General features: G+C 71.8%; 26 protein-coding genes and 1 pseudogene. 12 read left to right on the forward strand and 15 right to left on the reverse strand.

Annotated elements, in window-relative coordinates; translation table 11 throughout:
• Positions 1 to 20: 20 nt before the first annotated feature.
• Positions 21 to 485 carry a nitroreductase/quinone reductase family protein gene (locus tag Aco03nite_RS44005; protein WP_203807491.1) on the forward strand — a complete coding sequence of 155 codons (465 nt, stop codon included), beginning with the start codon at positions 21 to 23 and terminating at the stop codon, positions 483 to 485.
• On the opposite strand, the gene Aco03nite_RS44010 is transcribed toward Aco03nite_RS44005, so the two are convergent.
• On the reverse strand, positions 482 to 1228 hold the full coding sequence (locus tag Aco03nite_RS44010; RefSeq protein ID WP_203807493.1) for an SAM-dependent methyltransferase: 747 nt from the start codon (positions 1226 to 1228) through the stop codon (positions 482 to 484). The two genes, Aco03nite_RS44005 and Aco03nite_RS44010, sit on opposite strands and share 4 nt — an antisense overlap.
• A gap of 137 nt (positions 1229 to 1365) precedes the next feature.
• Between Aco03nite_RS44010 and Aco03nite_RS44015 the strand changes: the two genes are divergently transcribed.
• Both Aco03nite_RS44015 and Aco03nite_RS44020 read left to right on the forward strand, forming a co-directional pair.
• Entirely contained in the window at positions 1366 to 2247 is an 882-nt protein-coding gene (locus Aco03nite_RS44015) for an alpha/beta hydrolase fold domain-containing protein (protein WP_203807495.1), read from the forward strand.
• A gap of 45 nt (positions 2248 to 2292) precedes the next feature.
• Positions 2293 to 4881: a CHAT domain-containing protein gene (locus Aco03nite_RS44020; RefSeq protein ID WP_203807497.1), complete on the forward strand. Its 2589-nt coding sequence runs from the start codon at positions 2293 to 2295 to the stop codon at positions 4879 to 4881.
• On the opposite strand, the gene Aco03nite_RS44025 is transcribed toward Aco03nite_RS44020, so the two are convergent.
• The 4 genes from Aco03nite_RS44025 to Aco03nite_RS44040 form a co-directional block, all read right to left on the reverse strand.
• Positions 4866 to 6080, reverse strand: a complete 1215-nt coding sequence (locus Aco03nite_RS44025) for a S8 family peptidase (RefSeq protein ID WP_203807499.1) — start codon at positions 6078 to 6080, stop codon at positions 4866 to 4868. The two genes, Aco03nite_RS44020 and Aco03nite_RS44025, sit on opposite strands and share 16 nt — an antisense overlap.
• 18 nt (positions 6081 to 6098) lie before the next feature.
• The gene (locus Aco03nite_RS44030) at positions 6099 to 6584 is read right to left on the reverse strand and encodes a hypothetical protein (RefSeq protein ID WP_203807501.1); all 486 of its coding nucleotides are present in this window, start codon (positions 6582 to 6584) and stop codon (positions 6099 to 6101) included.
• Positions 6574 to 7173, reverse strand: coding sequence for an RNA polymerase sigma factor (locus Aco03nite_RS44035; protein WP_203807503.1), 600 nt, complete (start codon positions 7171 to 7173; stop codon positions 6574 to 6576). The genes Aco03nite_RS44030 and Aco03nite_RS44035 overlap by 11 nt, the downstream gene beginning before the upstream one ends.
• 88 nt (positions 7174 to 7261) lie before the next feature.
• A complete protein-coding gene (locus tag Aco03nite_RS44040) occupies positions 7262 to 7858 on the reverse strand; it encodes a TetR/AcrR family transcriptional regulator (RefSeq protein WP_203807505.1) in 597 nt (198 codons plus the stop codon).
• A gap of 54 nt (positions 7859 to 7912) precedes the next feature.
• On the opposite strand from Aco03nite_RS44040, the gene Aco03nite_RS44045 reads away from it, so the two are divergent.
• Positions 7913 to 8764 carry a ketopantoate reductase family protein gene (locus Aco03nite_RS44045; protein ID WP_203807507.1) on the forward strand — a complete coding sequence of 284 codons (852 nt, stop codon included), beginning with the start codon at positions 7913 to 7915 and terminating at the stop codon, positions 8762 to 8764.
• Here the strand turns inward: Aco03nite_RS44045 and Aco03nite_RS44050 are convergent.
• Complete coding sequence (locus Aco03nite_RS44050; protein WP_203807509.1) at positions 8756 to 9163, reverse strand: NUDIX hydrolase; 408 nt, start codon at positions 9161 to 9163, stop codon at positions 8756 to 8758. The two genes, Aco03nite_RS44045 and Aco03nite_RS44050, sit on opposite strands and share 9 nt — an antisense overlap.
• Before the next feature lie 85 nt (positions 9164 to 9248).
• On the opposite strand from Aco03nite_RS44050, the gene Aco03nite_RS44055 reads away from it, so the two are divergent.
• From Aco03nite_RS44055 to Aco03nite_RS44065, 3 genes are read left to right on the forward strand one after another with little or no spacing between them, the layout of a single operon-like run.
• On the forward strand, positions 9249 to 10331 hold the full coding sequence (locus Aco03nite_RS44055) for a phospholipase D-like domain-containing protein (RefSeq protein ID WP_203807511.1): 1083 nt from the start codon (positions 9249 to 9251) through the stop codon (positions 10329 to 10331).
• Positions 10332 to 10347: 16 nt separating this feature from the next.
• On the forward strand, positions 10348 to 10881 hold the full coding sequence (locus Aco03nite_RS44060) for a histidine phosphatase family protein (RefSeq protein ID WP_203807514.1): 534 nt from the start codon (positions 10348 to 10350) through the stop codon (positions 10879 to 10881).
• Positions 10878 to 11333 carry an NUDIX domain-containing protein gene (locus tag Aco03nite_RS44065; protein WP_203807516.1) on the forward strand — a complete coding sequence of 152 codons (456 nt, stop codon included), beginning with the start codon at positions 10878 to 10880 and terminating at the stop codon, positions 11331 to 11333. Before Aco03nite_RS44060 ends, Aco03nite_RS44065 begins: the two co-directional genes overlap by 4 nt.
• Here Aco03nite_RS44065 and Aco03nite_RS44070 read toward each other — a convergent pair.
• On the reverse strand, positions 11269 to 12276 hold the full coding sequence (locus Aco03nite_RS44070; RefSeq protein ID WP_203807518.1) for a LysR family transcriptional regulator: 1008 nt from the start codon (positions 12274 to 12276) through the stop codon (positions 11269 to 11271). The two genes, Aco03nite_RS44065 and Aco03nite_RS44070, sit on opposite strands and share 65 nt — an antisense overlap.
• Between Aco03nite_RS44070 and Aco03nite_RS44075 the strand changes: the two genes are divergently transcribed.
• The 4 genes from Aco03nite_RS44075 to Aco03nite_RS44090 are packed head-to-tail and all read left to right on the forward strand — an operon-like array spanning position 12275 to position 15361.
• Positions 12275 to 13480: an MFS transporter gene (locus Aco03nite_RS44075; RefSeq protein ID WP_203807520.1), complete on the forward strand. Its 1206-nt coding sequence runs from the start codon at positions 12275 to 12277 to the stop codon at positions 13478 to 13480. The two genes, Aco03nite_RS44070 and Aco03nite_RS44075, sit on opposite strands and share 2 nt — an antisense overlap.
• Complete coding sequence (locus Aco03nite_RS44080; protein WP_203807522.1) at positions 13477 to 14460, forward strand: sialidase family protein; 984 nt, start codon at positions 13477 to 13479, stop codon at positions 14458 to 14460. The genes Aco03nite_RS44075 and Aco03nite_RS44080 overlap by 4 nt, the downstream gene beginning before the upstream one ends.
• Entirely contained in the window at positions 14457 to 15083 is a 627-nt protein-coding gene (locus tag Aco03nite_RS44085; RefSeq protein ID WP_203807525.1) for a lipoprotein, read from the forward strand. Before Aco03nite_RS44080 ends, Aco03nite_RS44085 begins: the two co-directional genes overlap by 4 nt.
• A complete protein-coding gene (locus Aco03nite_RS44090; protein WP_203807527.1) occupies positions 15080 to 15361 on the forward strand; it encodes a hypothetical protein in 282 nt (93 codons plus the stop codon). Before Aco03nite_RS44085 ends, Aco03nite_RS44090 begins: the two co-directional genes overlap by 4 nt.
• A 32-nt stretch (positions 15362 to 15393) precedes the next feature.
• Here the strand turns inward: Aco03nite_RS44090 and Aco03nite_RS44095 are convergent, their stop codons facing one another.
• The 8 genes from Aco03nite_RS44095 to Aco03nite_RS44130 form a co-directional block, all read right to left on the reverse strand.
• Positions 15394 to 16011, reverse strand: coding sequence for a DUF4304 domain-containing protein (locus Aco03nite_RS44095; protein ID WP_203807529.1), 618 nt, complete (start codon positions 16009 to 16011; stop codon positions 15394 to 15396).
• On the reverse strand, positions 16008 to 16241 hold the full coding sequence (locus tag Aco03nite_RS44100) for a hypothetical protein (RefSeq protein ID WP_203807531.1): 234 nt from the start codon (positions 16239 to 16241) through the stop codon (positions 16008 to 16010). The genes Aco03nite_RS44095 and Aco03nite_RS44100 overlap by 4 nt, the downstream gene beginning before the upstream one ends.
• Before the next feature lie 192 nt (positions 16242 to 16433).
• Positions 16434 to 16967: a uridine kinase family protein gene (locus Aco03nite_RS44105; protein WP_203807533.1), complete on the reverse strand. Its 534-nt coding sequence runs from the start codon at positions 16965 to 16967 to the stop codon at positions 16434 to 16436.
• Between the two features lie 82 nt (positions 16968 to 17049).
• Positions 17050 to 18174, reverse strand: a complete 1125-nt coding sequence (locus Aco03nite_RS44110) for a molybdopterin molybdotransferase MoeA (RefSeq protein ID WP_203807535.1) — start codon at positions 18172 to 18174, stop codon at positions 17050 to 17052.
• Between the two features lie 133 nt (positions 18175 to 18307).
• Positions 18308 to 20371: a serine hydrolase gene (locus Aco03nite_RS44115; protein ID WP_203807537.1), complete on the reverse strand. Its 2064-nt coding sequence runs from the start codon at positions 20369 to 20371 to the stop codon at positions 18308 to 18310.
• Between the two features lie 19 nt (positions 20372 to 20390).
• Complete coding sequence (locus Aco03nite_RS44120; protein ID WP_203807539.1) at positions 20391 to 20993, reverse strand: DUF6518 family protein; 603 nt, start codon at positions 20991 to 20993, stop codon at positions 20391 to 20393.
• A 58-nt stretch (positions 20994 to 21051) separates the two neighbouring features.
• Positions 21052 to 22431, reverse strand: a complete 1380-nt coding sequence (locus Aco03nite_RS44125; RefSeq protein WP_275415969.1) for an MFS transporter — start codon at positions 22429 to 22431, stop codon at positions 21052 to 21054.
• Positions 22319 to 22726 carry a VOC family protein gene (locus Aco03nite_RS44130; protein ID WP_203807540.1) on the reverse strand — a complete coding sequence of 136 codons (408 nt, stop codon included), beginning with the start codon at positions 22724 to 22726 and terminating at the stop codon, positions 22319 to 22321. The genes Aco03nite_RS44125 and Aco03nite_RS44130 overlap by 113 nt, the downstream gene beginning before the upstream one ends.
• Before the next feature lie 493 nt (positions 22727 to 23219).
• On the opposite strand from Aco03nite_RS44130, the pseudogene Aco03nite_RS44135 reads away from it, so the two are divergent.
• A pseudogene (locus Aco03nite_RS44135) lies at positions 23220 to 23455 on the forward strand (hypothetical protein); the annotation flags it as partial.

Raw genomic sequence — 23455 nt, forward strand, 5'->3', positions numbered from 1 at the left:
ACGGGTACGACAGTTGAGTCATGCCGGAGCAGAGCAGTGAGGCGCGGGTACCGCCGCGCTGGTTCATCCGCACCGCGTGGACGGTGTACCGGGCGATCTACCGGATCACCGGTGGACGTGCCGGTCTGCGCAGACCGAGACCCGACCGCTGGGGCACCCTGCGACTGACCGTCCCCGGCCGCCGCAGTGGCCGGGACCGTTCGGTGATCCTGGCCTACCTCGAGGACGGCCCCGACCTGTTCCCCCTGGCGATGAACGGCTGGGGTGAGGCCGAGCCCGCCTGGTGGCTCAATCTGCAGGCGTACCCGGACGCGCACGTCGTCCTGCCGGACGGCCCCCGCCTGGTCCGTGCCCGCGCTGCCGTCGACGGGGAGGAACGCGAGCGGTTGTGGGCCCGCTGGCGGGAGACCGAGGCCGAGCTGGACGGGTACGCCGCCCTGCGCTCGACCCCGACCGCCGTGGTGATCCTGGAGCCCAGAAGTTAGCGTTTCATCAGGGCGAACACTCCCCAACCCAGATGGCGCCGCTGGTACCGGACGTAGTCCAGCGGCGCGGTGTCCAGTTCGGCGCGCATCGCCGGGGCCAGCTCGTCGTCCGGGTTCTCGTCGAGCCAGGTCCGCACCGACAGCCATTGCGCGGCCACATAACGATCCCAGCTGTCCTGGTCGGCGAGGACCATCTCGACCAGATCCCAGCCGAGCCGGCCGAACGACGCGACCAGGCCGGGCAGATCCTCGAAGTCGTCGCGCGAACCGGCGCCGCTGCCCGTGACCGCCGCCTGATCCGGCGGCTCCTGGAGCCAGAACGGCTCACCGATCAGCATGATCCCGCCCGGCCGCAGACTGCGGGCGAGCAGCTCGACGGTGCCCTCGAGGCCGCCGCCGATCCAGGTGGCGCCGATGCAGGCCGCCACGTCCACCGGCTCGGCCGCGACGAACCCGGACGCGTCGCCGTGCACGAACTCCAGCCGCTCGGCCACGCCCAGCTCGGCGGCCCGCTGCCGGGCCGAGGCCAGGAAGGCCGTGCTGATGTCGACGCCGGTGCCCCGGATGCCGTGGTGCCGGCTCCAGGTGCACAGCATCTCCCCGCTGCCGCAGGCCAGGTCGAGCATCGACCAGCCCGGCCGCAGCCGGATCGCGGCGGCGACGGTGGACAGTTTCTCCGGGGTGAGCGGGTTGTGGATGCGGTGGTGCCGCTCCCGGATGACGAATTCACGTGCCAGATCCACTAGTCGGAGTCCTCACGTCGGGGGAAAGAATGACCGGAACCGGCGTGCCGCCGAATCTAACCGCCATCGGATGATCGAGCGATCGATTTTCCGCCGCCTACGGCCCTAAGATCGTCGCCACGAACCGAGGAGGCAGCGTGGCGAGTTGGCAGATGAACATGGTGGCGGCCTTCACCAGGCTGGTCTACCAGCGCGGATTCGCCACCGAGGAGGCCGGCCGGCAGATCCTCGCCCGCCCCAAACGTCCGTCCATGCCACCGAAGAGCCTGCTGCGGCGGTACGACGTGAGCACCTCCCGCGACCACGGCTTCGACCTGCACCGCCTGCGGACCGCACAGTCCAGCACCACGGCGACCATCGTCTACCTGCACGGCGGGGCGTACACCAACGAGATCGTCGGCCCGCACTGGTCGTTCCTGGCCCACCTGGCCGAACAGACCGGCCACCAGGTGCTCGTCCCGATCTACGGCCTGGCGCCGGCGCATCAGGGCCTGGCCGCGCTGGAGTTCGTCACCGCGGTGATCACCGCCGAGGTGGCGGCGGGCCGCCGCGTCTACCTGGCCGGCGACTCGGCCGGCGGCGGCCTGGCCCTGCTGGCCGCGCAGGCGGTGGGCGGCCCGGCCGGGGGAGTGGCCGGGCTGACCGCGATCGCCCCGTGGCTGGACCTGTCGATGGCGAACCCCGAGGTCGACGCCCTGGAACCGCACGACCCGTGGCTGCGCCGGGCCGGCCTGCGCCCGATCGCCGCGGCGTGGGCCGGTGACGTGCCGTTGACCGACCCGCGGCTGAGCCCGCTGCACGGCGATCTGACGAACCTGCCGCCGACCCAGATCCTGGTCGGCACCCGGGACATCACCATGCCCGACTGCCGTCTGCTGCGCGACCGCATCCCCCAGACGGTCCCGCTGACCTACCACGAGCAGGACGGCGCCGTGCACGTCTACCCTCTGCTCCCGGTCCCGGAGGCCCGCCAGGGCCGCCGGGCCGTGGTCGACCACATCCGGGCGACCACCCGATAGTCACGACGGGCTATGTTCTTGCTCCCCGATCCATAGGAGACGGACATGGCGACGTTGCAGGAACTGGCCGACGACGCCATGCGGATGGTGCAGACCGATCCGCGGCTGGCGCGGGCCGAGGCTCTGCGGGTGCGGGCGGCCGCCCGCCGGGCCGGGGACGCCGGGGCCGAGTCGGCGGCCGAGCGGGTGCTGGGGCTGGCCGGGCGGGAGAGCAACGACGTCGGCCCGGCCGCCCGGCACCTGCGACGGGCGGTGGCGATCGCCGACGAGGCGGGCCTGCCGGTGGCCGCCGCCCGGGCCCGGATGACCCTGTCCCTGGTGCGCGCCGACCAGGGCGACATCGCCGGGGCGATGGGTCTGGGTGAGGCCGCCGCGCCGTACCTGGAAGGGGTCGAAGCCGCCCGTCTCGGCCACCAGCTGGCGCTGGTCGCGCAGCGGCGCGGCCTGTTCGCCGAGGCGCTGCGCGGTTACGGCAGCGCCCTGGCGGTCTTCCGCCGGGAGGGCGACCTGCACTGGGAGGCCCGGGTCCGCAACAACCGGGGCGTGCTGTACGCCTACCGCGGCAATCCCGGCCCGGCCGAGACCGACCTGCGGCGCGCCGAGGAGCTGTACGCGGCGCTGGGCCAGGATCTGGCGGTCGCCGACGTGCGCTGGAACCGGGGTTTCGCGGCCGGCCGCGACGGCCGGGTGGTGACCGCCCTGACCCACCTGGCCGCTGCCGAGGACCACTACGTGAAGAACCACCTGTCCCCGGCCATGATCATGATGGATCGCTGTGACGTGCTGCTGTCGGCCGGCCTGTACGAGGAGGCCCGCGACGTGGCCACCGCCGCCGTCCGGGAGCTGGCCCGCCGCCGGATGGCCGCCGACCTGGCCGAGGCCCGCCTGCTGCTGGCCGCCGCCGCCCTGGCCTGCGGTGACCTGACCGCGGCCCGGCACGCCGCCCGCCTGGCCGAGCGCGCGTTCGCCCGGCAGGTCCGGCCGGGCTGGGCCGCCGTGGCCCGCTACACGCTGCTGCGCGCCGACTGGGCGGCCGGACGGCATGGTCCGGCGCTGCTGCGGGCCGCGGTGGACGGGGCCGCCGCGCTGCGGGAGGCCGGCTGGGCGGGCCCGGCCGCCGACGCCGCCCTGATCGCGGCCCGCAGCGCGCTGGCCGCCGGCCGCCCGGACCAGGCGACCGCCCTGCTGCGGCACACCGGCCGGGCCCGGCGGCCGGGCAATCCGGCGGCGCTGCGGGTCAGCGCCTGGCACGCGATGGCGCTGCTGCGGATCGCCAGCGGGGACCGGCGCGGCGCGGAGGCCGCGCTGCGGGCCGGGGTGCGGGCCCTGGACGAGCACCGGCTCACCCTGGGCGCCACCGAGCTGCGGGTGCGGGCCGCCGAACACGGTTTCGACCTGGTGATGACCGCGCTGCGGCTGGCGGTGGCGTCCGGGTCGGCGCGGTCGCTGCTGATCTGGGCCGAGCGGGGCCGGGCCGCCGCTCAGCAGCTGCGCCCGGCCGGGCCGCCGGAGGATCCGGAGCTGGCCGCCGAGTTCGCCGAGCTGCGGGCGGTCGCCGCGGTCCGCGAGCAGGACCTGGCCGAGGGCCGCGACGCGCGCCGCCACCAGCAGCGGCAGGCCCACCTGGAACGCTCGATCCGCGACCGGGTCCGCACCACCCGGCCGGTGCTGCCGGGTTCCCGCGGCGGCGCGCTGCGCACCGGGCGGCTCACCGAGCATCTGGCCGGCCGGTCCCTGGTCGAGCTGATCGCGGTGGACGGCACGCTGTACGCGGTGGTGCTGACCGGTAACCGGTTGACCCGGCACGAGCTGGGGCCGGTCGAGGCGGTCAACGCGGAGATCCGGGCGCTGCGGTTCGCGTTGCACCGGATGTCGCTGGGCCACCCGGCCGGCCGGTCCGGCGCGGACCGCCTGGATCGGATGCTGCTCGGCCCGCTGCGGCCGGTGCTCGGCGACGACGGCCTGGTCATCGCGGTGTCCGGGCGGCTGCACGGGGTGCCCTGGCAGATGCTGCCGACCTGCGCCGGCCGGACCGTGTCGGTGGTGCCCAGCGCTCTGGCCTGGCTGCGCGCGGCGACGGCGGCCCCGGCCGGCGAGGGCACGGTCCTGGTCGCCGGTCCCGGTCTGCCGGGCGCGGCCGACGAGATCCGGACCCTGGGCGTACGGTACGGCGCGGCGCACGCCCTGGCCGGTGATCAGGCGCGCGTCGCGGACGTCCTGCAGGCCATGGACGGATCCGCCTGTACGCACATCGCCGCGCACGGGACGTTCCGCGCCGACAACCCGCAGTTCTCCACCCTGGGACTCGCCGACGGCCCGCTGACCGTCTACGACCTGGAGACGCTGCGCCGCCCACCGGCCCTGGTGGTGCTGTCGGCCTGTGACTCCGGGCTGTCCACCGTGCACCGCGGCGACGAGATCATGGGATTCGCCGCCGCGCTGCTGGCCCTGGGCACCCGGTCGGTGATCGCCACGGTGGCCCCGGTCCGTGACGGCGCCGCCCGCGACGTGATGGTGTGCCTGCACGACGAGCTACGGGCCGGATCGTCCCCGTCCGTGGCGCTCGCCGCGGCGCAGCGGGCGTCCAGCGGCGATCCGGCCGCGTCAGCGTTCATCTGTCACGGCGCCGGGTGAACGAACCCGTCCGGGGCGGCCAGGTAGCGCCCGTACCCGGGGAACGGGTCCGAAAGCGCCTTGAGCAGCAGGTCCGCGGCGTCCCGGCAGCTCTGCCCGGCCGTGGTGGCGGCCGCGATCCGGGCCGCCACGTACGGTGTCGCGAACGACGTGCCACTCCACGCCACCTGCCCGGCGAAGGTCAGCGGCTGGGTGCCGTGATCCCAGGTGCCGCTGACGTACGGCAGGTGCACCCGCACCCCCGGAGCACACGCGGTGATCCAGTTGCCGGTGTTGCTGAACCCGGCCGGCGCCGCCACCGGCCCGGTGGTGTCCACCGCGGCCACCGAGATCACACCCGGCCGGCTGGCCGGATAGAAGTTCGGCGTCGCGCTGGCCACGTTGCCGGCCGCCGCGACGACCACCGTCTCGGCGGGCAGGCTGTCCAGGACCATCTCCAGGGCGACCGGCGGTGTGTCCCCCTCGAACACACCGCCGAGCGACATGGTGATGATCTCGGCCCCGGCGTCGCGGGCCCGCAGGATCCCGGCCGCCAGGTTCACCTCGTCGGTGATGCCGTCGACCGACAGCACCTGGATTGACATCAGCTCACAGTTGCGGGCGTACCGGGCCACCACCCCGGCCGTGGCGGTGCCGTGCCCGCCCATCAGGCCGATCCGGCGGGCCGCCGGATCCAGGTAGACCCGGTCCAACTCGTGACCGTGGTGCTTGAACGGCTTGCCGAACACCGGCATGGTCAGCGCCGCCGGGTCGAAACCGGTGTCGATGACCGCGACCCGCACCGGCCGGCACGGGGTCGTCTCACCGGCCCGCGGCTGGTCCGGCACCGGCAGCGGGTCACTGGCCAGGCCACCGTGCAGTTTCGGCTGCCCGGTGATCGGCCCGGCGGTGTTCACCGCGAACGCGTGATTGAGGCCGACCCGCGGGCCCTGGGGCAGGCTCCGCATCGACGACACCAGCGACGGCAGGTCGGTCTCGTCGCCGTCGTCACCGCCGGGCACCGCTATCCGGGTGACGAAGCCGGTGAGCGGGTCGTCATCGGCGGTCCGCAGGGTGCGCACCGGGCCCAGCAGCGCATCCACGCGCGGCACGTCCTGGGACGCCACCAGAAGCTCGCCGGCGAAGTAGTACGTGTCACCGGTTCGGCGGATCCGTGGGTCGAGCGCCCACGGGTTCGGGAACGCGGTCTCTTCGGGCATGGTGGTCTCGCTTTCGCGTCAGCCGACCGCCACCCACGCGGTGACGATCGGTGGGGAAACGGCGCCCCGCAACCGCAGCCGGACCGATCGCACCGAGGGCAGGTCGGCGGCGAACCGGCCCTCCACGTCGATCGGCCGGCGTACGGCGCCCCCGTCGTGGAGCAGCACGGCCTCGGTGTGACCGGCCGGTTCGACCAGCCCGTCCACCTCGAACCCACCGGCCACCCGGGTGACCCCCAGATGGACCCGGATCCCGTCCGGCCCGGCCGGTCCGAAGACCAGCATCCGGCCGTCGTCCGGACCCCGGGTCAGCACTCCGGCGTCGGTGAGCGAGTCCCACTCCAGATCGGCGAAGTCCTCGCCGGAGTCACGGAACGCGAACGCGGCGATCGCGTACCGGCCGACCGGCGGTGGCATCGGATCCACCCGGCCGATCAGTGCGCGCAGTGCGGCGTCCAGGTCCATGTCGCCGGTCTCCTCCTCGCGGGGCATGTCACCGGTCATGACCGTGCTCCAGACTCCCTGATACAGCCGGGCGCACCAGACGGCGCAGTTTCTCCAGACACCGGCGCCGGGTCGGGCCCAGATAGCCGATCGGCACATTCAGGGCGGCGGCCGCCTCGGCGTACGACGGCGCGGGTTGGGCCATCATCACCCGCAGCAGGCGCTGGCAGCCGTCACCGAGCCGGTTCAGGCCCTCCCACAGGCGGCTCGCCAGGTCGTCGTCGCGCAGCCGCTCGTCGGCGGCGACCACGATCTCCTCCGGGGTCTGGTCCTCGCGGGCCGCCCCGATCCAGGCCATGTCCCCGGCCGGGGGTGTGCGGTTGCGGGCGGCCAGCACCCGCAGCGACTCCCGGCGCGCGGTCGTCGACAGCCAGGCCCCGGCCCGGTCCGGATCGGTCAGCGTGCCCAGCGACCGGGCGAACTTCTCCCAGGTGGTCTGGCAGACGTCCTCGGCGTCGGCGGCACCGAGCCGATGCCCGCGCGCCACCGCCCAGACGAGATCGGCGTACGCCCGGACCAGTTCCTCCCAGGCGGACGCGTCACCGGCCCTGGCCCGGTGGACCAGAGCTGCCGTCTCGTTCGGCTCCATCGCGGACTCCTTCAGTGTCGTCTCTGAGTAGTCCGCCTCGTCCGTTCCGTACCACATTCTGTCGCCTAGCCGACATCGACAAGTCTGATCAGATTCGGGTCGGGGGCGCGCCCATCGCCGCGGACAGGAACGTCATCGCGAAGTGCCGGGCCGCCTGCCCCTCGGCCGGGGACACCCGGTCCACCGCCGTCACCGCCAGCACCCCCCGCATCCGGAAGAACAACTCGTCGCCGCTCAGATCGGGCAGGGTGAGCCGGAACGCCGCCGCGAACCGCTCCTGCACGGACTGCTCGGCCGGCCCGGACCAGGCCCGGGTCTCCTCGGCCGGGTCGGTGAGGATGGTGACGATCAGCCGCGACCGGCGGGCGCCACTGGGGTCACCGGCCGGCATCGCGTCGAACATCGGCCCGGCGAACGCCTCGACCAGCTCGGCGACCGCCGGCGTGGCACCCTCGGCCAGCAGCCGGTCCAGCCCGGCGCTCTGCGCGGCGGTGATCGGCTCGATCGCGCGCCGGGCCACCGCGGCCATCAACTGCGCCTTCGACCCGAAGTGGTAACCGACGGCCGCCACGTTCGCCCCGGCCCGGTCGGTGATCGCCCGCACCGACGTGCCGCTGTAGCCGTGCTCGGCGAAAAGCCGCTCGGCCGCGTCGAGGAGCTGGGTGCGGGTGTCGGGGGTCGCCATGAGGACGTACTCTAACAAACGATTGATTAAAACGATCGTATGAAAGAGGTGGTCATGCGTATTCTCGTGATCGGGGCCGGCGTCACCGGAAGCCTGCTCGCCGCCGGCCTGCACCAGGCCGGCCACGACGTCACCCTGCTCGCCCGCGGCCAGCGCCTGACCGACCTGCGCCGGCACGGCGTCCGCCTGGCCGAGGGCGACAGCACGGTGATCCGGCAGGTCCCGGTCCCGGTCGTCGACAAACCCGCCGCTGAGTACGACCTGATCGCCGTGTCGGTCCGCCCGCACCAGGTCGACAGCGTCCTCGACCAGCTCACCGCCGTCGACGGCGACGTGGTGTTCATGCTGAACTGGGCCGGCGGCGCGGCACCCCTGCAAAAGGCCCTCGGCCCCGGCCGGGTGCTGCTCGCCTCCGCGGCCGGCGGCGGCACCCTCGACGGCGACGTGATCCGGCACCGCCCACCCGGCGTCCTCACCCGCCTGGCCCGGATGCCGATCGGCGAACCCGACGGCCGGACCACCCCACGCGTGCAGCGCATCGTCCGGATGTTCCGCGACGCCGGATTCCACTACCGGATCGAACCCGACATGGAGTCGAGGCTGCGCTCGCACGCCGCGTTCGAGGTCCCGTTCGGCCAAGCCGTCCACCAGGCCGGCGGCCCGACGCAGTTGGCCGCCGACCCGGAAGCGCTGCGCACGGCACTGCGCGGGATGCGCCGCGAACTGACCGCCACCGGTGGTTTCGCCCCACTGCGAAAACTGCCGGAGCCACTGCTGGTGCCGGTGCTGCGCAGCTTCCTGCGCAGCTCACTCGCCGTCAACAGCGGCCTCAGCACCATCTCGCCATCGTCGGCGGCCGAGTATCGGCATCTGTCCGAGCAGCTCAGAGCCTTTTCGTCACGCTGAAACCGGCTGCTCCCCAGCTGGCCAGAGCCGGTCGAAGATCAGCTGGTCGACGGGGGAGACCCGGTCCCGGTCGGCGTAGGTCAGCCAGGCGATCTCCTCGATCTCACTGCTGGCCCGCAGTTCTCCGGTGTAGGCGGCGGTGTAGCAGGTCATCCGCACCTGCCGCCCCGCCGCATGCCCGTGCGCCTGCGCCGTGAACACCCCGAACAACTCGGCGCTGCCCGGATCGATCACCACGTCCAGCTCTTCGCGAACCTCCCGGACCAGCGTCTCCAGGTCGCTCTCGCCGGCCTCCCGCTTCCCGCCGGGAAAGTAGTACGCGTCCTTGCCTTTACTGCGAGTGCTGAGCACCCGCCCGTCCACCAGGTGAATCCACGCGATCTTGTCAATGTCAGTCATCGCGCTGGAGTCTAAAGGGGCGGGCCGGGGTCCGACACCTGACAGAGTCGCGTTTTGACCATTTGCGGGGGCGCAGACTGCGGGTATGAGCGTCGACCTGGGGAGTGTCGAGTTCTATGCCGGGCCGCCTGTTCTGGGGGCGCCCGACGACCTCGACCTGATCATTCGTGACTTCATGAACGGAGCGGCGGAGAGTCTGCTCATCGCGGTGCAGGAGCTGGATTCCCGTACCGTCGCGGAATCGATTCTGACCGCCAAAGGCCGCAAGGTCCGGGTGCAGGTGATCCTGGAAGGGGACTATCTGCGCGAGGTGCCGCCGCTGGGCGATCCGTGGGCCAGCGGCGGCGACAACGAGGCCAACCGGGTCATCCACGCCGCCCTGCTGCGGGCCGGCGTCGACCTGGTCACCGACCTGAATCCGAAGATCTTCCACCAGAAGTTCATCGTCCGTGATCCGGGCCGGGCCACCGCCGCCGTCCTCACCGGATCGACGAATTTCACCCGCACCGACACCGGCACCAACATTCCCGGGAACAACCTCAACCATCTGGTGATCCTGCGCGGGCAGACCGCCGCCAGTCAGTTCCTCGCCGAATTCCAGCGGATGCGCTCGGGCACATTCGGCGCGCTGAGCGAACGGATCAATTCGCGGCCGGCGGAATTCCGGCTCGGCGGAATCCGGGTCAAGCCGATCTTCGCACCCCGGCACGGGCCGGAGATGGAGATCATGAAACAGATGCTCAAAGCGCGGGAACGCGTCGAATTCGCCATGTTCACCTTCGCCCGGTCGTCGGGACTGGACGACACGATGGCATGGCTGCTCAAAGCCGGGATCCCGATCCGCGGCATCCTCGACCGGGGGCAGGGCTCGCAGGAATGGGCGGCCACCAAACAACTGCTGGCGGCCGGGGCGCAGCTGCACGTCAACGCGTTCGGCAACGGCGTCCGCAAAGTCCACCACAAACTGCTGGTCATCGACGGGCGGCTGGTGGTGGCCGGAAGCTTCAACTTCACCGAACCCGCCGACACGATCAACGACGAGAACATCGTGATCCTCGGCGATCTGGAGGAGACCGATCCGGCCGCCGAAGCCGCGCAGCGCCGCCTCGCCGGGTTCGCGCTGGGCGAAATCGACCGGATGATCCGGGACCTCGCGCACCCGATCTGATTGTTAATGTGCCGGGATGTCGACGGTGATCGTTTTCGAGACACATTCGTGGAGTGAGGACAACGACCGGGGGATCGCCACCGGCTGGCTACCGGGCCGGCTCTCCGAGCGGGGCCGGGCACTCGCCGCCGAGCTGGGGCAGCGCCGCCGCGACGACGGGATCGCCGCGGTGTTCACGTCGGACCAGCGGCGGGCCGCCGAGACCGCGGAGATCGCGTTCCAGGGCAGCCCGGTGCCGATCCTGCACGACTGGCGGCTGCGCGAGTGCGACTACGGCGACCTCAACGGCAAACCCGCCACCGAGGTGCACGGCGAACGCGACAAGTACCTCGACACGCCCTACCCCGGCGGCGAGTCCTGGCGGCAGGCGATCACCCGGGCCGGCGGATTCCTGGCCGACCTGCCGTCCCGCTGGGACGGCAAACGGATCCTGGTCATCGGCCACGTCGCCACCCGCTGGGCCCTGGAACACCAGCTCGACGGCGTGCCACTGGAGGAGTTGGCCGGCGCCGACTTCGCCTGGAAAGAAGGCTGGGAGTTCACGTCATGATCTCCTCTGACGACTCGGGCCCGGTCCGGATCGTCGCGGCCGTTCTTCGCGACGGCGACCGGGTGCTGCTGTGTCATCGCAGCGCCGGCCGCCGGTGGGATCCCGACCTCTGGGACCTGCCGGGCGGTCACGTCGACGAGGGGGAGCAACCGGAGGAAAGCCTGGTGCGCGAACTTCGGGAAGAGCTGGGGATCACGGTGCCGGAGCCGGCCGGCCCGCCGATGCGGGAGATCCGGACCGCGACGTTCGACCTGCGGATCTGGCTGGTGGACAGGTGGACCGGAACACCCGTCAACGCCGCACCGGACGAACACGACACGGTGCAGTGGTTCGAGACCTCCGGCCTCGACCGCCTGGACCTCGCCCACGAGTCGTACCTCGCCATGCTCACCGCTGTGCTCGCCAGCCCGGGGGTGCCCACAGGCCGGTCGGGGCGGGGCGGCGGGTCTTGAGCAGGTGGTCGTGCAGGGCGGTCAGGGTGGGGTGGCGGTTGCCGGTGCGGAACAGCAGGGCGTGGGGGTAGACCGGGGTCGGGGCGGTCAGCGGGATACGCCGGAGGTCGTGGCCCACCGGCCAGACGTAACGGTCGCCGCTGCCGACCAGGGTGGCCAGGCCGTCGGACTCGGCGATGGCCTCCATCAGGGCCTCGGAACCGAAGTTCGGGCCGATCCGGTCGATGTTCAGGTCGAACGTAGCGGTCATCGAACGGTAGAAGGCCTCCCACTCGCTGCCGGGCTTGATACCGGGGATCCAGATGCGATGCCCGGCCAGATCGGACGGGCGTAGTTCGGCAGCGGCGGCGAGGGGGTGTGCGGGGCCGACCATCACCTGCAGCGGATCGTTCAGGACCGGCACCGCGGTGATCTCCGGGGGCAGGGTGCCGGGGACCGCCCGGAAACTCGCGTCGATCTCGCCCGCCAGCAGCGCCTCGACCGCCGTCTCCACCACCGCGCCGGGCAGGGTCACCACGTCCAGGTCGACGTCCGGGTTCGCCCGGTAGAACGCCCGGACCGCCTGGCCCGGGGCAATCCGCAGGTGCAGGACGTCGACGCGGAGCGCGCGCTCACCCGGGCGTACCGAAGCCGCCGCCTTTTCCACCGCCCGCAGCAGCTCCCGGGCGTGGGGCAGGAACGCCCGCCCGTCCAGGGTGAGGCGGGCGCCGTGGGCGGTACGGGCGAACAGGGTGGTGCCGAGCGCCTGTTCGAGCTTGGCGATCCGCTTGGAGACGGCCTGCTGGGTGATGTGCAGGTCGACGGCCGCCTCCTGGAACTGGCCGGTGTCGGCGACGGCGGCGAACGTGCGTACAGCCTCGATGTCCACAACCGATGGTTGTACCACGCCGAACGTCGCGTTGTTGGACCGCAGGTGGGAGGCCCTGATCTGATCCACGGCCATGGGCAGAGCATTCAACTGGTTGTGGATCGCGTACACGGCGTCGGTGGTCGGGACGTGGCTGGCGTTCGGGGCGTTCCCACTGATCGCGATCCGGGTCCTCGGCTCCGGACCGGCCGCGGTCTCCGGGCTGGCCGCCGCCGGACTCGCCGCCGGCGCCCTGCTCGGACTGCGCCTCGGGCCGTGGGTGGAACACCGCGACAAACGAACCGTCATGATCGTCGCCGACGTGGTGCGCTGCGCCGCCCTGCTCAGCGTGCCACTCGCGCACGGACTGGGCCTGCTGACGTACGCGCAACTGGTGATCGTCTCGGTGATCGGCGCGGCGGCCAACGTCGCGTTCACGGCGGCCAGTGGCGCCTTCCTGAAACAGATCGTGGCACCGGAACGGCTGCTACGGGCCAACGCCCGCTTCGAATCCACCACCTGGACCGTCATCGCGGTCGGGCCGATGCTGGGCGGCGCCGCGGTCGGGCTGCTCGGGCCGGTGATCACCGTCTACGCCAACGCCGCCGGATTCTTGCTCTCCGGCCTCGCACTGGCCGCGATCCGGCCCCGCCCCGGGAGAACCGCCCCGCGACCGGCGGGCTCCCTCGCCGACGGCTGGCGGTTCGTCCACGACGACCACCGGCTGCGGGCACTGTTCCGCAACACGATCGCCGTCAACGCCCTGATCATGGCCACCGAACCACTGCTGGCCGTGCTGCTGCTCGGCGAACTCGGCTGGCCGGCCTGGTGGTACGGGCTCGCCTTCGGGCTGCCCTGCCTCGGCGGACTCCTCGGGGCGCAGCTCGTGGGCCGGTTCGAGCAGCGGTACGGGCGGGCCCGCGTACTGACGATGGCCGGTGTCCTGCGGATCCTCACCCCCGTGGGCCTGGCCCTGGTCGTCGCCGGGCCGGGCGGGCTGCTGCTGGTCGTCGCGGTGGAGTTCGTGGTGATCACCAGCATGGGCGTCTTCAACCCACTGCTCGCCACCGAACGCCTGCAACGGGTGCCGGACGACCGGATCAGCCGGGTGCTGACGTTCTGGACGGTGGCCAACAGCGCGGCGATCGCCCTGACCACCGCGCTGTGGGGAGTCCTGGCCGACCTCGTCGGCACCCGGACCGCGATCGGGATCGCCGGGGCGCTGCTGCTGCTCACCCCTCTGCTGTTCGCCGGGGATTCACTTACCGGCCGAAAAAGGGTGCTTGCATGGCGAAGATGACGGAAACGATCATCGTGGCGCGTGCCGAGCCGGGACTGCTGGCCCACTTTCCGGACCTCGTACGACTGAAGAACGGGCGCCTGCTCGCGGTCTACCGCGAAGGGGTCGGGCACGTCCGGTCCGACGGGCGGATCCGGGTGGTGGACAGCGACGACGACGGAACGACCTGGTCAGAGGCACGGACCGTGGCCGACGGGAAGTTCGACGACCGGGATCCCAAGATCGTCGAACTCGCCGACGGCACGGTGCTTGTCAACTTCTTCGTGCTCGACTGGGACGCCGAGGGTGGGCACGCCAGCCTGGGGACGTACGTCAGCCGCAGTGGCGATGGCGGGCGGACCTGGAGCGAACCGCGGGCCGTCGGTCTCGACTGGGCCGTGTCACACGGGGCTGCTGTGCAGGTCAGCGGCGGTGACGTGCTGTTGCCGCTCTACGGCACGCCGCCCGGTGGTCACCGTGAGCAGGCGCTGGTGGTCCGCAGCACCGACGGCGGGCACAGCTGGCTCGCCGACGAGGCGGTCGTGATGGCCGCCGACGACGAGATCGACTTCCAGGAGCCGACGCTCACGGTCATCGGTGCCGAGATCGTCGCTTTGATCCGGACCATTTCCGGGTACGCCTACCTGTCGCGTTCCCACGACGGCGGGCGATCCTGGAGCCGGCCAAAGCGCACCGACATGCCGGCGTCGTCACACCACGCGCTGCCGCTGGCCGACGGCAGTGTGCTGGTCACCTACGGCGACCTCACGCCCCGGTTCTCCCGGCACCGGGACACCGTCGGCCGGATCGTCACCGACCCGGGCGGCAGCTGGGACGGGTACCCGGACGTGCCGGTCTACGACTCCGGACACCACGATCAGGCCAACCCGTCCAGCGCCGAGATCGCACCGGGACGATTCCTCACGCTCGGATTCGACGTGCCACAGGCGACGGTCGTCGGGATCGTCACTTCGGCCGTCCACTACCGTCAGGCCCCGTGAAGATCGTCAAACCTTTCGCGTTAGTTTTTGTCCTTTTTGCGGCGGGCTGTTCCGGAGCCTCCACCCCGGAGGCCCCGGTAGCCGCTCCGCCGTCGGCCGCCTCGTCACCCGCGCCGTCCGCCGCACCGGCGGTCCGGGTCGGGGCGGCCGGCAGCGCCTGCGAGATGCCGCTCTCCTTCGACCTGGCGACCGACTGGAAACCGTCCGCCGTCGACCTGGCATCCTTCGGTGAACTGGCCGCCCTCGGCAAGGTCGGCGACTTCGGCGTGATCTGCGAGATCGACGCCAAACCGGCAGGTCACATCGGATACCTGCGGGTGTACGTCGCGGACGGCCTCAGCGGCGCCCCACGCGACCACCTGGCCGCCTTCCTCAAAGCCGGCGTCCGCGGCCAGGAGATCAGCGGAACCACCTACCGGGACCTCAAGCTCGGAGCCCAGCAGGGCGCCGAGGTGACCTGGCAGAGCTACGACAAGAGCCTCGACCACCGCGGCAAATACTCGGCGTTCGCCCTGAACACCACGGCCGGCGCGGTGATCGTGCAGCTCAGCCCGTTCGGCGAGGACGAGTACGAGGACATGCTGCCCGCCTTCCGACTGGCCGCGTCGAGCGTCACGGTATGAGCCGGTTCCTCCGGGTCGAGGCCACCCGATGGGTGGACGACGAGCAGCCCGGCTGGGTCGAGGTGCGGATCCCGGGCACACCGCCGGTCACCCTCGTGGAGAAGGCGCCCGTCCTGGACCCGGGGGACCGGCTGGCCCCGGACGCCGTGTATCCCGTCGCCCTGGAGATCCCCTGCGACGTGCTGGACACCGACGCGGACGGCACCGTTCTGGTGATGCTGCACCACGACATCGGCGGGCCCTTCCGGGTGCCCGGATCAGCGGTGTTCTCGCGCTGACCGCCTGGCTCACCGAAGCGGCCGAGTAGACCTCAGTCGAAACCTGCTCTGCGCCGGATCCAGGCGATCTTCTCCTCGTCGGCCGGGGTCAGCAGACTGTTCTGCAGGTCGTCGAGGATCCGGGCCAGGCGCGGGGTCGGGCCGCCGTCGGCCAGGGCGAACGCCGCCGCCAGGTCACGGCGGGTCAGGGTCCACCAGCCGTGACCGCGGCTCTGCAGGACCGTGGCCAGGCGGTCACGGTCCAGCAGGGACCGCAGCTCCGGGACGGCTGTCCGCTCCAGAAGATCGTGCAGGATCTCGCCGCAGCCGCCGGACTCGTCGACCACCCAGCTCTCCCGGGTGCGCGACGACGCCGGCGGAATGAGGCGTCTACGCAACAGGCCGTCCCGCTCCAAGGGGAGCGCCGGGCGTTTGCGGGGGAACGTCCGCTCGTCGAAATCCCACAGCGCCACCGGCAGGATCGCCAGGTTCACGTAGAAGTTGACCTCGTCGCCGTCGTTGTACCAGGACTTCTGCACGTTCACGATGGCCATGTCACCGGTCGGGGCGGTCAGCCGCCAGGTCGGTGACGCCGATCGGAAACCGGCCGCCCGCAGCACCGGGGCGACATGAGTCCGCACCAGCGCGCGGAACGCGTCCTGGGCGGTCACCTCGCCATCACACCACGCCGGGCGGCAACTCGCCGAGCCCCGGCCCGGTGCCGAGGTGACACCGACAACAACGCGAGGGGGACGCCGATGTTGTCACCGCTGGCGCCGGGCGACAGGTTGTCGTCGCCGGCGGTGCGCAGCGGGTGAGCGGCGTTGCGGAGCAGGTGGTCGAGGCGGCGCCACAGGTCGCCGGGGCGCTGGGTCAGCAACCGTGCGGGGTCGTTGCCCACGCCGATCACAATGCAGCTCTCAACATCGCCCAGCGCGGTGCTGAGAGCTGGGGCGCAGTCAATCGCCCGCACGTGGCCTGACCTCGCAGCCAGCGAGGAAGAGATCCACAAACCCGCTCATTCATGGACGGGTGGTTGGCAGGTTGAAATAGAAGGAAGCACCGTAGGGAGCCGCCCACCGTACCGCCGATCCTAGAAGGATCTCCGTTTCAGCCGCGACCCATTAATTCGCGAGACGTTGTGCGCGGCGGGTTCGGCGCCGTCCACCACGAGATCACAACGATGGCGTACGGGTTCCACGTGCCGTTCGTGGGCCGCCCGCCGTGCCCCGAGGTAGTTCTCCAGCAGCACGTGCAGCGGGAAGTCGCCCTCCACACACTTGCGATGGATCTTGCGGGCCAGGCGCAGATCGGCGGCCAGGTCCACGAACACGTCGAACCGGTCGTGCCCGCCACCGGTTCGCACCGAAGCCGCGAACAGCCCCTCCACGATCACCAGCGGCGACCGGTCCAGGGCCTCCCGGGCATCACGGCCGAGCCGATCGAGGTCCACCGACCGTGGATCACCCACGTCCAGACGCGGTACCCCACCACGATCGACGGTCCACACGCCGTGGTCCGGCGTGCCGAAGTAGTAGTCGTCCCCGTGCAGCACCACCGCGCCGTCGAACGCCGCCGCGAGGGTGCTCTTGCCCGCGCCGGAACCGCCGGTCAGCGTCAGCAGCATGCCCACCCCGGCCCGGGCGAAGACGCGGGTGTCCAGGAAGGTCGGCCGTGGCGACGGGTGGGCGCCCAGGAAGTCAGCTTGTTCACGGCACCCGCAGCAGTGGGGCGGGGGCGCCGGGTGTCCAGTCGTCGGCGAGCACCGCCAGGTAGTCGGCGGCGGCTGCGGCGTGCAGGCCGACCGCGCCGGCCGCGACCAGGCTGCCGTCGGCGGTGACCGGGACGATGCGTACCCCGCCGGGCATCAGTTTCGGGTTTCCGGTGACCGGCAGTGTCGGCAGCGCGGCGGCAGGGCGGCCGGCCAGGGCGGCGAGCAGCGGTTCGAGCAGGGTCAGGGCGGCGACCAGGCCGGCGTACGGGTTACCCGGCAGACTCACCACCCACCGCCCGTCCGGCAGCACCGCCAGGGCCTGCGGATGCCCGGGCCGGCACGCCACCCCACGGACCAGCCACGTCGCACCGTCGGCGGTGAGCAGCTCGTGCAGGTGGTCGGCGGCCCCGGCCGACGACGAGCCGCTGACCACGATCACATCACCGGACGCCGCGGCCAGCGCGTCGCGCATGAGCGCCCGGTCGTCGGGCAGCCGGTGCCGTTCGGCCGGCACCCCGCCGGCACGGGCGGCCACCGCGGTGACCAGGCCGGTGAACGTGTCCCGCACCTGGCCCGGCCCCGGCACCCCCTCGGAGATCACCTCGTCGCCGGTGACCAGCAGGGTGACCGCCGGTGGACGATGGACCAGCACGTTCCCGACCCCGGCCTGCACGATCGCCGCCGCCACGGTCGCGGTCACGATCCGCCCGGCGGGCACCACAGGCGCCCCGACGGCGAGACTGTCCCCGGCCCGGCGGATGTGCCGGCGCGGCCCGACGGTCCCGGTCACCGTGTCGTCCTCGACCACGCAGTCCTCGTACGGCAGGACCGCCTCCACCCCCTCCGGCACCAGCGCCCCGGTGGCGATCTCGACGGCGCTGCCCGGCCGCATCGTCCCGCCGGTCACGGCCCCGGCCAGCACCCGCCCGCTGATCGTCCACGGGCCCGGACCGGCCACCGCGAACCCGTCCATCGCCGCATTGTCGAACGCCGGCACCGGCCGCTCGCAGCGCACCGCCCCGGCGAGCACCCGCCCACCGGCCGCCTCGACCGGCAGCAACTGCCCGGCCAGGGGTTTCGCGCTGTCCCGGGCGATCGCCCAGGCGTCCTGCCACCGCATTCGTGTCTCCTTGCCCTACCGTGCTGATCCTGCCGCCGGGGGAAACGGCGAAAGCCCTACCGTGCTGATCCGCCGCCGGGGGAGAGCGGCGAAAGCCCTGCTGAAGCCCTGTCGAAAGCCTGAGTCCCGCTCGTCACGACCGGACAGGGCCACTGGTCCCGTCCCACACCCCGCGAGCGGCGGCGTCAGCGGCATAGTCGGCGAAGTCACGCCCCGGCCGGCCCAGGATCCGCTCCACCTCACCGGTCGGCACGGTGTCGCCCAGACCCCGCAGAGTGGTGTAACCCGACACCAGAGCCTCGATCACCTCGTCGGGCATGGAGTCGGCGCGCATTGCTGCACGGTACGCGTCCACCGAACCGTCGAAATCGATCACCCGCCCGGTGGCCCGTGAGATCACCCCGACAGCCTCGCCGAACGACAGCGACCGTGGCCCGGTCACCTCCACGACCTGCCCGATCAGCGTGTCGTCCCCGAACGCCGCCACCTCGACCGCGGCGATGTCACCGGCGTCGACAAAACCCTGCCGGACGTCACCGACCGGCACACACAGCCGCCCGCCGGCCACCGCCGGACCGAAGAACGTCTCGAAATCCTGGTGGAACCAGTCGGGTCGCACGATGGTCCAGGCGAGCCCGCTGCCACGTACCGCAGCCTCGGCGTTCTGCATCTCGGTGTTGCCCATCACGTCGAGTCCGCGATCGGAGTGCAGCACCACCCTGCGGACCCCGGCGTCGCGCGCGGCCGGCAGGAACGCCTCGGGCAGGGCGGTCCGGTCGGGCAGGAGCAGGAACATCTCCGGTACGCCGGACAGCACGCCCGCCCACGTGCTGTCGTCGGCCCAGTCGAAGCTCGGTGTGGTGTGCCGGGTCGCCACCCGGATGTCCCGCCCGGCGGCCCGCAACTGCCCGGCCACCCGTCCGCCGACCGTGCCGGTGCCACCCAGGACGAGAATCATGGATTCCACGCTAACCCACCCGCGGCACGGCCCGGCCGTCGTGCAGCCAAGCGCCGCCGTCGCCGAACGTGATCGTCGAGTGGCTGCCCTCGCGCGGTGCGGTGGTGACGAACGTGTCCGCGTCGAGGTGACTGAACGGATCGTCTCGACGACGCCGTCGATGGTGGCGGCCATGCTTTTCGGGGTGGCGGTCAGGTCCAGGAAACCGTCGACCGCGAGCACGTCGTAGCGGTACAGCGGATATTTGTAACGGCCGGTGTACGGCGTCAGGTCGACGTCGGCGCGGACGGCCGGGGGAGTGGGCCGGGGCGGCGGGGTGATCCCGGTCAGCTCGTCCACGATCGCGTCCACGACCTCGTCGAAGAACGCCGTGAACGCGCCGCCGTTGGCGCTGATCGCCAGGTGCAGGTCGTGGTCCGGCAGCACCCGCCAGACGGTGGCCTGGCCGATCACGTCGCCGTCGTGGCCGTGGGCGCGGGTGCCGGACCAGTCGTACAGCGAGACGCCCAGTCCGTACCGGGTCGCCTTGCGCCCGGGGACACCCGGGATCGGCACCTGCGGCGCGATCATCGACTCGGGCACCAGCCGGCCGAATCGGATCAGCTCCCGCGGGGTGGTGCAGATGACCGCGCCGGCCGGGCCGATCGCCCGGGGCATCTGCCACTGCGCCGAGACCCGCCCCTGCAGATGCCCCACCGACACCCGGGACAGCAGCGCCTCCTCCGGGAACAGCGCCGCCTTCACCTCGATCCGGTCGCGCACCGCGTCCTCCCACGTGCCACCGGTCCGCCGGGCGACGAGATCACCGGCAAGGCAGAAACCCGCATTGTTGTACGAGTAGAGCGCCCCCGGCTCGGTGACCTGCGTCCAGTTCTCCCGGACCAGGGCGGCGTACCGGGGTAGCGCGTCGTCACCGCGCCCGGTGTCGTCGAACAGATCGCCGTGGAAACCGCCGGTGTGGGTCAGCAGATGCCGTACCGTCACGCCGCCGGCGACCGGCTCGTCCAGTTCGATCAGGCCCTCGTCGACCAGCTGCATGACCAGCAGCGCCGTCCACGTCTTGGACACCGAGCCGATCTGGAACAGACTGTCCGGGGTCGCCTCCACACCGGTGTCCAGGTTCAGGACGCCGGTGGCCGCCTCGGACAGTTCGCCGTGGTGCTCGACCGCTGCCGCCGCACCCGGCACGCGGTGGCGTGCGGCGGCCCGGTCCAGGATCTCCCGCAATCCGGTCAGCATGCCGGGGACTCTACGGCTTCTACCCGCCGAAGGCTGTGGCGATCATCAATAGGTAACCGGCTCCGGCGAGGGGGAGCGCCCAGGCCAGAGCGAGGGCCCGGTCCCGCCAGGTCCGCCCGGCGACGGCCGTGATCAGCACGGCCAGGGCCGCGAGGAGGATCGAGTACTCGACGATGTGCGAGGTCTGGTAGCTCGGGTCTCCGAGGCGCCGCAGCTCGATGATCATTTCGGCGAGCAGGACCGCGCCGGGCAGGGCGAGCGCGGGCAGCCGCAGCAGTCCCGGGGTGCGGGCCAGCACGCCGCCGATCCCGAACACCACCCCGGCGACCACGCCGAGCACCATCCAGAGCTGCGCGTACGAGCCCCAGACGTTCGACCAGTCGTCGTTCTGGATCAGCGCCGCCGCCACGTAATAACTGGGCACCGCCACCACCAGCATCAACGACGCGGCCAGCGCGGCCCAGCCCTTACCCCACCGCGACCAGTACGTGAACAGGAACGCCGCCACCGCCCACACCGCGATCGAATTGCCCAACCCGCCGAACGGGAACGGCACGTACTTGATCCAGACGAAGTCCAGAAACCCCAGCGCGAACCCGACACCCACCACTTTGACGATCACGGTTGTCGAGCGTAATGACGTCCTGACCTGCCCGGATCCGCCCTCGGACAGAACCGTCCTATGACTTTCGGTCGACCCCGCCCTGCTCGGCGCGCCACGGCAGCAGCGCGATCCCGCCGAGCAGGACCACGGCCAGCACCGCGAGGGCGACCCGGGCCCCGGCCATCGTGGCGAGCACCCCGGCCGCGGCGATGAACAGCGGCGGCACCGTCCGCGACGACACCGACCAGGCCATCACCACCCGGGACAGGTGCGCGTCACCGGTGGCGTCCATCCGGTAGGTGGCGAACACCGGACCGAACACACCCGCGAAGAACACCAGCAGGAAATCCGCGGCCGCGATCAGCACCAGCCCGGTCGTCGACGCCGGGGCCGGCGGGACCAGCCCGAGCCACAGGTTGCGTCCCACCCCGGCCAGGAGCAGGACCCTTCGACCGCCCCATTTCTGTACGAGGGGAGCCGCCAGCATCGACCCCGCGACTCCGGCGAGCCCTGCCACGCCGGTGATCAACCCGTACTGCCAAGCCGGGAATCGAAGGTCTCTGAGCACGAGGACGGTCAGCAGCGGCGAAGCGGCCAGCACACACCCACCGAAGATCATCGAGTTGCCGAAGAGGGCGGCCAGCCCCGGATGCGCCAGGATGTGCCGCCACCCGGCGGTGAGGTCCCGCCGGCGGTTGCGTTCGGCGGGGCGGGGTGGCGGCTCCGGCTCGTCCAGGCCGCGCAGCAGCAGTGCCGAGATCGCGTAGCTGACCGCGTCCAGGAGCATCGTCGCGGTGGCGCCCAGCCAGGAGATCAGCAGCCCGCCGACCGGTGGGCCCACGGTGTTCGCGGTCCACAGGGCCGTCTCGAACCGCCCGTTCGTCGCCGTCCGCCGGTCGGCCGGCACCAGGGTCCGCAACTGGGCCACCCCGGCCGCGTCGAACGCCATCCGCGCCACCGTCTGCAGGACCGCTACCAGGCACAACTGCCAGTACGTCAGCAGCCCGAACCAGGCCGCCGCCGCCACCGACAGCACCACGACCACCCGGACCAGATCGGCCGCGATCATCACCGGCAGCTTGCGGTGATGCTCGATCCACGGGCCCAGCGGCAGTGCCAGGAGCGCGCTGACCAGCCCGGCCAGCACCGTCAACAGCGACACCTGGAAGTCGGGCACCCCCAGCACCAGCACGGCGACGATCGGCAGGGCCGCGTAGCCGACCGCGCTCCCGGTCTCGCTCACCGCATGTGCGGTCCAGCGGCGTCGCAGCGCACGTTCCGTGCCCAGCGGCTTCGTGCGCGGTGGCTCCTGGTCAGGCGGCTCCGTGCCCGGCGGCTCCTGGTCAGGCGGCGAGTTCGTCGTCCTTCTCCAGCAGGCGTCTGCCGGAGACGCAGAATCGGTTGCCTTCGGTGTCGGCCAGGACCACGAACGGCGGTTCGTCGCTGGGCTCCGGATAGTGCGGCCAGTCGACGTGCTTGGCACCCAGGGAGACCAGCCGCTGAACCTCGACGTCCAGCTCCACCTCGCCGGCATCCAGGTCGAAGTGGATGCGGGGCTGCTCCTGAATCGGGCTCTCACTGAGATCCATCGCGATCGGCGCTCCGGGATCACCGGGCCGGGGCTCGATCACGATCCATTCGTCGCCGGAGTACCGGGGCGCCCGCCGCACATAGTTCAGCGCCCGGCACCAGAACCGCCCGGCCCGCTCCGCATCCGCCACCCCGAGTGAGATCTGCGCGATCACCGTCATGCCGCCGATGCTAATGCCGCTCCCCGCCCGCCATGCTCCGGAGACGCCGATCACCCACCACCGAGCCGTCCCGCCACTCGGCCCCGGGCACCTCTTTCGACGAGCGCCTTCCGGGCCGTCGCCTTCCGGGCCGTCGCCTTCCGCGGTTCGCCTTCCGCGCGGGCGCAGAGAGAGCGGGTGTCGCCGCGCAGCCAGTAGAGCCGCAGACCAGTGACCTCACGCCTGTTCGAGGGGGATGGTCGAGGAGACCGGCCCGGCTGGGATCGACCAGGAATCGCGGTCCGGCGGGCAGGTTTCGCCAACAGGCGGCCGGGTGCCCACGGACGTGGGCGCGACGATGCCGGTGGCGGTACGCCCCGGGAAATTCTTTAAAGAAGCTTTAAGGTACCCGTGCTCAGCGTCATGAACTGCTGCCACATCGCTGCTCGTATTTCTCGGCACAAGCAGTACCGAAACGAAGCACAAGCAGTACCGAAACGAAGAGGAGCCGTGCATGTATCGACGCGGAGTCAGCAGCCGGGCGCGCAAGATGATGATTGGAGGTGCCGCCGCAGCACTGCTCGGCTCGGCGCTCGCGGTCGGCACGGGGATGAGCCAGGCCGCCGAACAGGGAAACACCGGAGCCAGTTCCGGTGACATCAACGCTTTGGTGCCGGCGCTGGGTTTCAGCCCGGGCGATCCGAATGCGACGGCCGACCGTGTCGGCCCGACCGGGGTGAATGTTCCCGG

The organism is Actinoplanes couchii, assembly GCF_016862075.1.
GTDB classification, from domain to species: Bacteria; Actinomycetota; Actinomycetes; order Mycobacteriales; family Micromonosporaceae; genus Actinoplanes; species Actinoplanes couchii.